We start from the raw sequence: 9365 nt of genomic DNA, 5'->3' as shown, positions 1-9365 counted from the left end.
CTGCAGTGTCTTTCCGCGCCTCCCGGTCTCAGGAGGCTTTCACCGAACCGACCTGACGGCCTGTCCGACGTTTCCCACTTTAGCCGAGCCCCGCTTCGAAAAGCGAATCCAGCCACAATCCATATAAACGTGCACGCCGAATTCAACCCGAGCCGCGAAGCCGAAAAGGGCAAGACGCGACCCGGCCCGAACCGGGAAGTGGTGTTTCAGTGGATTGGCCGCCCCGGGACCGTCCGCGCAGTGTGCGTGTCCGGTGCTCCCAGCCGAGCGACTAGAGAACACTACGCCCATCCCGGGCCACAGGCAAACCCTCCGCCCGGACGATCCGGGTGCAGAGCGAGCGGCCCTCCTTCACGTACTCGCCGTTGGGGTGGTCGTTGGTCGTCACCCAGTGTCGTGCGGTGGCCTCGTCGCGACCGCCGGCCCAGTGGCGGCCGAGTAGCCGCTCCTCGCGGACGGCGTCGTCCGCATCTACGTACCAGAGCTCGCGGAGCATTCGGCGGGCCTCGGACCAGGGGGAACCGGCGGCGGCGAGGTAGTTGCCCTCGGTGATGACGAGGCGGGCCTGCGGTGGAATCACGTGCCGGGCGGCCACCGGTTCGTCGAGGTCGCGGTCGAAGTCCGGGACGTAGATGTCCTGGAAGCGGTCGGCGGCGACCCTGCGCAGCAGGGCGACATAGCCGTGGGCGTCGAAGGTGGCCGGGGCGCCCTTGCGGTGGAGCAGGCCGAGGCGGTCGAGCTGGGCGGCGGAGAGGTGGAAGCCGTCGAGCGGGAGGTAGGCCGCGCTGCCGGGGCCCTCGACGCGCTGGACCTCGGCGACCAGGTGTCGGGCGAGGGTGGACTTGCCGGCGCCGGGCGGGCCGGCAAGTCCGAGGATCGTGCGGGCGTTGCTCCCCGGGCCGCGGAGCAGTCCGAGGGCGAGGGAGGTGAGGGTGTCCTCGTTCATGGCCGCACCCTACTCATCGGCCCCTGCCGCACGACGAGCCTCGGCCGGCCGGGGAGCCGCCTCGCGCGCCTCACCGGTCGGCGAGGGCGGGGACCTCCAGGGTCAGGGTGCCGGCGTCGGCGTCGAGGAGGGCGGGGACGCCGAGCGGGACGGTGAGGGTGGACGGGCAGTGCCCGAAGCCCAGCTCCCAGAGGACGGGTATACCGAGCGGGCCGAGGCGGTCGAGCATGACGTCCCGGACCCGGTCCGCGCGGCCGCAGCCCTCCCAGGAGCCGAGGGCGATACCGGCGACACCGTCGAGGGCCCCGGATCGCAGCAGCTGGGTGAGGAGCCGGTCCAGTTGGTAGGGGTGCTCGTTGACGTCCTCCAGCACCAGGATGTTGCCGGCGAAGGAGGGGCGGGCGGCGGGCGTGCCGCGCTCGGCCGCGAGGACGTGGCAGCAGCCTCCGGCCGTGATGCCGCGGGCCCGTCCGGGGACGAGGGCGGTGGCGGTGGGCGAGGTGAGCACGGTCGTGGCGGCGGGCTCGAACAGGGTGCGGCGCAGGTGTTCGGCGGTCGGGCCGTCGGTGATGAAGGAGGCGGCCGCGCTCATCGGCCCGTAGAGGGTGGCGATGCCGAGCTGCTGGGCGAAGGCCTCGTGCAGGGAGGAGACGTCGCTGAAGCCGATCAGCACCTTGGGCGGGACGGCGCGCAGGGCCTCCCAGTCGAGCAGGTCGACGAGGCGGTGCACGCCGTAGCCGCCCCGGGCGCAGATGACGGCGTCGACGTCGGGGTCGAGCCAGGCGGCCTGGATGTCGGCGGCCCGGTCGGCGTCGGTGCCGGCCAGGTGGCCGAGGACGGGATGGGTGTCGAGGACGTGCGGGGCGACGGTCACCCTCAGCCCCCAGGAGCGCAGGATCGCGCACCCGGCGGTGAGCCGCTCGGGGTCGATCGGGCTGCTGGGGGCGACCACGGCGACGTGGTCCCCGGGGCGGAGGTGCGGCGGGCGGGTCAGCCCTCGGCCGGGCGTGGGCAGGTGCTGGTCCATGGCCGGGTTCCTTCCAGGGTGGGGTGATGTTCGCTCAGGGCCGGTGGTGCCTCCGGTAGGAGGTATGCCCCGCGGCCTTCAGAGTGATCCCATCACGGCGCGGACCTCGGTGAGCGTGGCGTCGGCAACGGCGTTGGCCCGCTCGGCGCCGTCGCGCAGCACCTGTCGGATGTACCCGCGGTCGGCGGCGAGTTCGGCGCGGCGGGCGCGGATCGGGCGGAGGTGCTCGTTGACGGACTCGGTCACGGTGCGCTTCAGCGCGGTGGCGCCGCCGTCGCCGATCTCCTCGGCGATCCGCTCGGGCGCGCGGCCCTGGCAGAGTGCGGCGAGCAGGACGAGGCTGGAGACCTCCGGCCGGTCGGCCGGGTGGTAGCCGATCCGCCGTTCGGCATCGGTCTTGGCGCCGCGGATCAGTCGCGCGGTGGTGTCCTCGTCGGCGGAGAGCGGGATGGAGTTGCCGCGGCTCTTGCTCATCTTCGCGCCGTCCGTGCCGAGCAGCAGCGGGGCCGCCGAGAGCAGGGCCTCGGGCTGGGGGAAGACGCCGGTGCCGTCGGGGCGCGGGTAGCGCTCGTTGAAGCGGCGGGCCACGGTGCGGGCCACTTCGAGGTGCGGCAGCTGGTCCTGGCCGACAGGGACGAGGTTCGCCTTGCAGAAGAGGATGTCGGCGGCCTGGTGGACGGGATACGTGAACATCAGCCCGTTCACGGCGGCCTGGTTGGAGTGGGCGATCTCGTCCTTGACGGTGGGGTTGCGGCCGAGTTCGGCGACGCTGACCAGGCTGAGGAAGGGCAGCAGCAACTGGTTGAGGGCGGGGACGGCACTGTGCGGGAAGATCGTGGCGCGTTCGGGGTCGATGCCGGTGGCCAGGTAGTCGAGGACGAGGTTCTCGGTGTGCTCGGCGAGGCGGTGGGCGATGTCGCGGTCGGTGATCACCTGGTAGTCGGCGATGACGACGAACATCTCGGCGCCGAGGCCTTGGAGGCGGACCCGGTTCTGCAGGGTGCCGAAGTAGTGGCCCAGGTGGAGCGGGCCGGTGGGGCGGTCCCCGGTGAGGACGCGGTGGCCGGCCGGGTCGCGTCGGACGGCCTCGTCGAGGGCCGCGGTGCCGGGAGCGGCGGCGGACACGTGGGCGGGGGCGGGCGCGAGGGCGGTGGAGGGCGCGAGGGCGGTGGAGGTCTGGGTGGCGGTGGCGTTCATGGGGGCTCTCCTCGGTGCGGCGATCATGGTCGGCCGTCCGGGTGGGGCCCCTCCCGCGGAGAACGCAACAGGGCCGTCCATCCGGACGGCCCTGGTCAGGCGTGACTGGTGGCCGTCCTAGGACGGCCACCAGTTGAGACCTGCGAAGCGCTTCATGCCATGGAGGATAGCGTCGATCCCCGGCGGTGTCAGTCCTCCACCACGAGCGCGGGGGTGTCGGTGCGCAGCGTCTCGCCGCGGAAGAACTCCGGACGCTGGGTGCCGTACCAGGTCATCAGAACGGCCCCGAGCAGCAGGATGCCGACCCCGATGACGAAGACCGAGCCGATGCCGAGGACGGCGCCGCTGCCGTACTCCGGGTCCCAGGCGTCGGTGAGGGTCTGCAGGAAGACCCCGCTGAGCAGCAGGCCTCCGAGCAGTGGGGCGACGCCCCTGAGCAGCAGGTCGCGCAGGCTGCCGCGGAGCGAGCGGCGGAAGTACCAGACGCAGGCGAAGGCGGTCAGCGCGTAGTAGAAGCAGATCATCAGTCCGAGGGCCAGGATGGTGTCCTGGACGACGTCCTCGCTGATCAGGCTCATGCCGACGTAGAAGGCGGCGGTGGCGACCCCGGCGGCGACGGTCGCGTAGCCGGGGGTGCGGAAGCGCGGGTGGACGCTGCCGAAGCGCGGCGGGACGGCCCGGTAGGCGCTCATCGCGAGCAGGGTGCGGGCCACCGGGATGAAGGTGGTCTGCAGGCTCGCGGCGGCGCTGGCGACGACGGCCAGGAAGAGCAGGATGCTCCACGGCGAGCCGAGCACCGGCCGGGCCAGCGTGGCGAAGACGTTGTCGGCGGTGTCCGGGTTGCCCAGACCGTTGCCGGTGCTGCCGACGCCCGCGAACATCTGGGACGCGATCGCGACGAGCAGGTACGAACCGACCAGGGTGACCATCGAGATCATCGCGGCCCGGCCCGGGGTCTTGGCGCTGCCCTGGGTCTCCTCGTTCATGGTGAGGCAGGTGTCCCAGCCCCAGTACATGAAGATCGACAGCGACAGGCCGGCCGTGAAGGCGCTGAACGAGCCGACCTGGAGCGGGTTGAGCCAGGAGGCCGAGAAGCCGATCGAGTCCGGCAGGTCTCCGGAGGCGGCCTTGCCGATGGCGATGGCCGAGAACAGCAGCAGCACGGCGAGTTGGAGGCCGACCAGGCTGTACTGGAACCACTTGGTCGCGGTCATCCCCCGGTAGCTCATCGCGGTGGCGGCGGCGATCAGCAGGACCACGGTGAGCAGGTGGACGGCCTGGTTCTGGTCCAGCTCCGCCACCCAGGTGCTGCCGGTCATCTCGCCGAGCATCAGGTAGAGGAAGTCCGTCGCCACCCCGGCCAGGTTGGAGAGCACGATGATGGTGGCGACCGTGAGGCCCCAGCCCGCCATCCAGCCGATCCGGGGGCCGAAGGCCTTGACCGTCCAGGTGAAGGACGTGCCGCAGTCCGGGAAGTCCTTGTTGAGCTCCTTGTACGCGAAGGCGACCAGCAGCATCGGCAGGAAGCCGGCCAGGAAGACCGCCGGCATCTGGACGCCGACGGCGGTGACCGTCGGCCCGAGTGTGGCCGTCAGGCAGTAGACCGGGGCGACCGTGGAGACGCCCAGGACGACGCTGCCCAGCAGGCCGACCGAGTTGCCCCGTAGGCCCTTGTCCCCCGCCGTGTCCCCCGCTGCCCCCGTGGTCCCCGGATCGGGGACGCCACCACTGATGCCACTGTCCGGGGCACCCGCCGGAGCGCCGGGCGCCATTGCCCGTCCGCTGCTTCCGTGCTCTGAGAGCTGCTGATCAAACACCAGCGCACCCTAGGCGGGGGTACCGAAGGTTGAGTAGACCAACTCTTGGTGATCTGAACCACTCTCTTCGATTCAGGCGCTGGATGGGAGCCACAGGCGGTGGATGCATGGACCTCCCGGGCGTGTACCTTTATTTCAAAGGGTCGTTACCTAATTGATTTGCTCCTTATGTCATGTTTTGAGACGTTTTCCCCGCGGCGGGGAAGGGGGCTGGACCGACCCGGCGGGACGTTCGGATAGGTTTGCCTGACCTAACTTCGACCCCGAAGGAGTGCCGAGTGTCCCCCACCCCCGGCAACCAGACCGTCCACCGCGTCTCCCGGCGGAGCCTCCTCGCCGCCGGCCTGAGCGGCGGAGCCGTCCTCGGCCTCGGCGGGCTGCTCACCGCCTGCGGCAGCTCGGGCGGATCGGCGGACGGATCGGCGGGCGGCACCGCGCAGGCCACGTCCGGCTCCGCGCCGAACCAGAAGTCGGTCAAGCAGGGCGGCGACGACTACGCCGCCGTGATCGAGAAGATGAAGGGCTTCGGCACGGACGCCGCCCCGGGTGTCTACCCGCGCACCGTCAAGCACGCCATGGGCGAGACGGTCATCCCGGCCAAGCCCGTCCGGGTCGTGGTGCTGGACACCGGCGAGCTCGACAACGTCGTCTCGCTCGGCATCCAGCCGGTCGGCGTCGTCTACACCGACGGCTCCAAGACCATGCCGTCCTACCTCAAGGACAAGGCCGGCAGCCCGGCCAACGTCGGCACCATCAACAGCCTCAACCTGGAGGCCATCGCCGCGCTCAAGCCCGACCTGATCCTCGGCAGCCAGCTGCGTGCGCAGGACCAGTACGCCCAGCTCTCCAAGATCGCGCCGACCGTGTTCTCGCTGCGCCCCGGCTACCCGTGGAAGCAGAACTTCCAGCTCAACGCGAGCCCGTTCGGCCTGGAGGCGGAGGCCAGGGCGCAGCTCGACGCGTACCAGGCCGCGGCTGCGGCGATCGGCGGCAAGCTCGGCGACAAGCGGCCCACCATCACCCCGCTGCGCTTCATGCCGGGCAAGACCCGGCTCTACGCGGAGCTGTCCTTCATCGGCACCATCCTCACCGATGTGCCGCTGCCGCAGCCGAAGATCGAGCAGGTCAAGGAGCTCGCCGTCGAGATCAGCCCCGAGCAGATCGACAAGGCGGACGCCGACTGGATCTTCTACGGCGTGTACGGCTCGCCGAGCTCCACCAACCAGGACGCGGTGCTCGGCGGGGCGCTGTGGAAGACCCTCGGCGGGGTCAAGTCCGGTCAGGCGCGACCGGTTTCGGACGAGACCTGGTTCCTCGGACTCGGCGTCATGGCGGCGAACGCGGTGCTGGCCGATCTGAAGGGCTTCGTCGCGCCCGGCGCCTGAGCCGACCGGTCGGGTCGGGTCGGGTCGGGCCCGTCCGTGTGGTGGCGCTGCGGTGGCGTCGCGGTGGCGTGGCCCACAACCGGGCGGCGGGCGCTTGGAGCTGATCGCGCGGTGCGGGAGGATCATCGGGACCGTACCCCGAAGGGCTCGTGCCGATGACCACGCTCGACCAGACCGCACCCGATTCGTCCTCCCCCGGCCTTTCCGCGTCCGGTTCCACCGCGGCCGGCCCCTCCGTGCAGCCCGGCGGGGGCCGGTCCTCGGCCTCTCCCGCCGCTCCGCTCTGCTCGATCGCTGCGGCGGCGGGACCGGCCGAGCCGGGATCGTCCGGCGCGTCGGGCTCAGCGGGTTCGCAGCGTTCTGCGGGCTCGGGACGGGGCGGCTCCGTACCGCGTCCGCGAATGGCGACCGAGGCCGAGGGCGACGACAGCCGTGGTGTTGACGGCGTTTCGGGCGACGGCGAGCGGACGGCCGCCAGGCTGCGGGCCGGTCTGGCCGGACGGCTGCGGACGGCGCACGACCAGGGGCGCTCGGTCGACGACCTCGCCGCCGCCTGCCGCCGTCCGGTGGCCGAGGTGCAAGCCCTGCTGGACGAGGGCCGGGCCGCGGCCGGCGGCGCGGAGGGGTTCACCCGGCTCCGACTCCCGGCGGAGTCGAGCGACGAGAGGGCCGTCCCGGTCCTGCGGGCCCCCCAGGAGGAGTTGCGAACCGGCCTGGCCAAGCGCCCCTCGCCGTCGCGGCGGCTGCGCCGGATGCATCCGGAGACCCTGGAGGCCGGGGCGTCGGCCACCGCGGGCGAGTCGGGTCGGACAGGGTCCGGTGCAGATGCAGGTGCTCCGCCGAGCGGGCCGCGCACAGCCGCCGGGACCCGGCCGACCGCTCCCGCCGCGGCGGCCCCGGCGGCCGAGACACCGCTGGGCATCCTGATCGGCGGCACCCCGAACCTCCCCGAGGCCACCGGGCGACCGGAGGAGCGCCGCCCCGTCCGGGTGGCGGCCGAGCCGGTCCGGGTCGGCCGCGGCACCAGCCTGGTGGTCCTGCCCGCCTGGCGGTCCGCCATCGCCGTCTCGGTGCCCACCGAGCAGCTGCTGGACGCCACCGGCCTCCGTTTCGACCAGCTGGCCGAGGCGCAGCTGTCGGTCCTGATCAACCCCGGCGCCCTGCACGACCGGGAGCTGGAACTGCACGGCTGGCGCGTCGGCCCGGCGGGGCGGCCGGGCCGACGCGGCGGACGGTCCACCTGACCCCGGCCGGGCCACCCGGCCCGGCGGGGCCGGGTACCCGGTGAAAGGGCCGGGTACCCGGCAGCGGGTGGTTACGGTCGCGGGGCGTTCGGGACGTAGCCGAGGTCTACGGGCACCACCTCACGCCCACCCGCAAGCCGGCCCGCCCGTACCTCGGCCAGGAGCTCGGGGAGCCGGGGCGGCCAGAGCGCGTCGGCCTCCGGGTCCGCCAGGTCGGCGGGGGTCCACCAGCGCCAGCCGAGGATGCCGTCGGTGGCGTGCATCTCGCTGACGTCGCCGACCGGGCCCCGGTGCGGACCGTCGGTGAGGTAGATGTGCTCGTGCTGGCGGACGGGGATGCCGTGCCAGGTGAAGTCGTGCTCCCAGGTGCAGAGGAGCGGGCCGGGTTCGAGGTCGGTCCAGCCGGTCTCCTCCCAGAGCTCGCGGCGTGCGCCGCTCCACGGCGTCTCACCGCTCTCCAGGCCGCCGCCGGGCATCGTCCAGTGCACGCCGACCTCGCTGTTGTCCGAACGGAGCAGGAAGACCGAGCCGTTCCCGTCCAGCACCGCCGTCCTGGCCGCAAGTCTCGGGGTCCGCTTCCGGCTCAGGGGCCGCGTCACAGCTCGCAGTGGGTTTCGCATCGGGACACTCTGGCAGCGCCGCACCGGGCCGTCGACCGAATTGGCCCGGTGCCGGGTCGCGTTGGCCGGACCGGGAACCGGCGTTGGCCGTACCCTGACGCCCATGCCCGTACCCGCACTCCTCTTCCCGGCCGACCCGCTCAACCCGCGCCGCCCCGATCCGCACTACACCTGGGAGGCCCGGCTGCTCAGGGAGTTGGGCGGCGAGTACCACCTCGTCGACCATGACGCGCTGCTGGCCGGGCGCGCCGAGGAGGCGGTGCGGCGGGTGCCGTCGGACTGCGGCGCGCTCTGGTACCGGGGCTGGATGCTCCCCTCCTCCGACTACGCGGCGTTCGCCCGGGCCCTGGCCGGACGCGGTGCCACCCTGCTGACCAGCGCGGCCGGGTACGCCTCGGCGCACGAACTGCCCGGGTGGTACGGCGTGTTCGAGGGCGCCACACCGTCGAGTGTGTGGATTCCGGTGCCGACCCGCGTGGGTGGCGCAGCCGGGGAGGCGTTCGGGGCGGCGGGCGGGGCTACGGGTGGGGCGGCGGCGCCCGGCCAGGAGGAGCTGGCGGCCGCCGTCGCGCGGCTCGGCGGCCGCGGCCCGGCCGTCGTCAAGGACTATGTGAAGTCCCGCAAGGACGCCTGGCACGAGGCCTGCTACGTGCCCGAGTTGGCGGACCTGGCGGCCGTCGGGCGGGTGGTGGAGCGCTTCGTCGAGCTGCAGGGCGAGTACCTGGCCGGCGGGGTGGTGCTGCGCCGCTACGAGGAGTTTGCGCGGACCACGGCCGGGCGACCCGAGGGAGGGGGATCCGCGGGCGGCCGGCCCGCAGTCGGACGGTCCACCGGCGGGCGCCCGGCGGCCCGGGCCCGGCGGACGGTGGAGGCCCGGGTCTGGTGGCTGGACGGCGAGCCCGTGCTGGTCGGGCCGCACCCGGACACGCCGGACCACCCGGCCGAGCCGGACCTCACCGAGGTCCGGCCGCTGGTCCGGGCGCTCGGCTGCCGCTTCGTCACCACCGACCTCGCGGACCGGGCCGACGGCTCGGGGTGGCGGGTGGTCGAGGTCGGGGACGGGCAGGTGAGCGACCTGCCGCGCGGGGTCGACGCGTCCGGGCTGCTGTCCTCGCTGATCGCCACCTGA

8 protein-coding genes are annotated in these 9365 nt (G+C 72.9%); 3 read left to right on the top strand and 5 right to left on the bottom strand.

All coding sequences use genetic code 11. From position 1 onward, the window contains the following. Positions 1-271 precede the first annotated feature (271 nt). The 4 genes from ACIGZJ_RS32535 to ACIGZJ_RS32520 form a co-directional block, all read right to left on the bottom strand. Positions 272-946 carry a nucleoside/nucleotide kinase family protein gene (locus ACIGZJ_RS32535; RefSeq protein ID WP_396460654.1) on the bottom strand — a complete coding sequence of 225 codons (675 nt, stop codon included), beginning with the start codon at positions 944-946 and terminating at the stop codon, positions 272-274. 70 nt (positions 947-1016) lie between these two features. Beyond that, positions 1017-1973, bottom strand: a complete 957-nt coding sequence (locus ACIGZJ_RS32530; protein WP_396460653.1) for an LD-carboxypeptidase — start codon at positions 1971-1973, stop codon at positions 1017-1019. Positions 1974-2051: 78 nt separating this feature from the next. Then, positions 2052-3170 carry a tryptophan--tRNA ligase gene (gene trpS / locus ACIGZJ_RS32525; protein ID WP_396460652.1) on the bottom strand — a complete coding sequence of 373 codons (1119 nt, stop codon included), beginning with the start codon at positions 3168-3170 and terminating at the stop codon, positions 2052-2054. A 188-nt stretch (positions 3171-3358) separates the two neighbouring features. Next, positions 3359-4942: an APC family permease gene (locus ACIGZJ_RS32520; protein WP_396460651.1), complete on the bottom strand. Its 1584-nt coding sequence runs from the start codon at positions 4940-4942 to the stop codon at positions 3359-3361. A 323-nt stretch (positions 4943-5265) separates the two neighbouring features. On the opposite strand from ACIGZJ_RS32520, the gene ACIGZJ_RS32515 reads away from it, so the two are divergent. Together ACIGZJ_RS32515 and ACIGZJ_RS32510 are read left to right on the top strand one after the other, a co-directional pair. Continuing rightward, positions 5266-6372, top strand: coding sequence for an ABC transporter substrate-binding protein (locus ACIGZJ_RS32515; RefSeq protein WP_396460650.1), 1107 nt, complete (start codon positions 5266-5268; stop codon positions 6370-6372). A 401-nt stretch (positions 6373-6773) separates the two neighbouring features. Further along, positions 6774-7616 (top strand): hypothetical protein, encoded by an 843-nt coding sequence (locus tag ACIGZJ_RS32510; protein WP_396460649.1) that lies wholly within the window; start codon positions 6774-6776, stop codon positions 7614-7616. Positions 7617-7687: 71 nt separating this feature from the next. Here the strand turns inward: ACIGZJ_RS32510 and ACIGZJ_RS32505 are convergent, their stop codons facing one another. Next, positions 7688-8215, bottom strand: a complete 528-nt coding sequence (locus tag ACIGZJ_RS32505; RefSeq protein WP_392938998.1) for an NUDIX hydrolase — start codon at positions 8213-8215, stop codon at positions 7688-7690. Between the two features lie 124 nt (positions 8216-8339). Here ACIGZJ_RS32505 and ACIGZJ_RS32500 point away from each other — a divergent pair, with 124 nt between their 5' ends. Further along, the gene (locus ACIGZJ_RS32500; RefSeq protein WP_396460648.1) at positions 8340-9365 is read left to right on the top strand and encodes an ATP-grasp domain-containing protein; all 1026 of its coding nucleotides are present in this window, start codon (positions 8340-8342) and stop codon (positions 9363-9365) included.

Source organism: Kitasatospora sp. NPDC052868 (assembly GCF_044547105.1).
Classification (GTDB): Bacteria; Actinomycetota; Actinomycetes; order Streptomycetales; family Streptomycetaceae; genus Kitasatospora.
The sequence above is the reverse complement of the archived record's forward strand: the minus strand, read 5'-3'. Positions and strand labels throughout refer to the sequence as shown.

Bases quoted from the DNA above. Each gene is read 5' to 3' on its own strand.
- ACIGZJ_RS32535 (WP_396460654.1), bottom strand. From the start codon at position 946: ATGAACGAGGACACCCTCACCTCCCTCGCCCTCGGACTGCTCCGCGGC.
- ACIGZJ_RS32530 (WP_396460653.1), bottom strand. From the start codon at position 1,973: ATGGACCAGCACCTGCCCACGCCCGGCCGAGGGCTGACCCGCCCGCCG.
- trpS (WP_396460652.1), bottom strand. From the start codon at position 3,170: ATGAACGCCACCGCCACCCAGACCTCCACCGCCCTCGCGCCCTCCACC.
- ACIGZJ_RS32520 (WP_396460651.1), bottom strand. From the start codon at position 4,942: ATGGCGCCCGGCGCTCCGGCGGGTGCCCCGGACAGTGGCATCAGTGGT.
- ACIGZJ_RS32510 (WP_396460649.1), top strand. From the start codon at position 6,774: ATGGCGACCGAGGCCGAGGGCGACGACAGCCGTGGTGTTGACGGCGTT.
- ACIGZJ_RS32500 (WP_396460648.1), top strand. From the start codon at position 8,340: ATGCCCGTACCCGCACTCCTCTTCCCGGCCGACCCGCTCAACCCGCGC.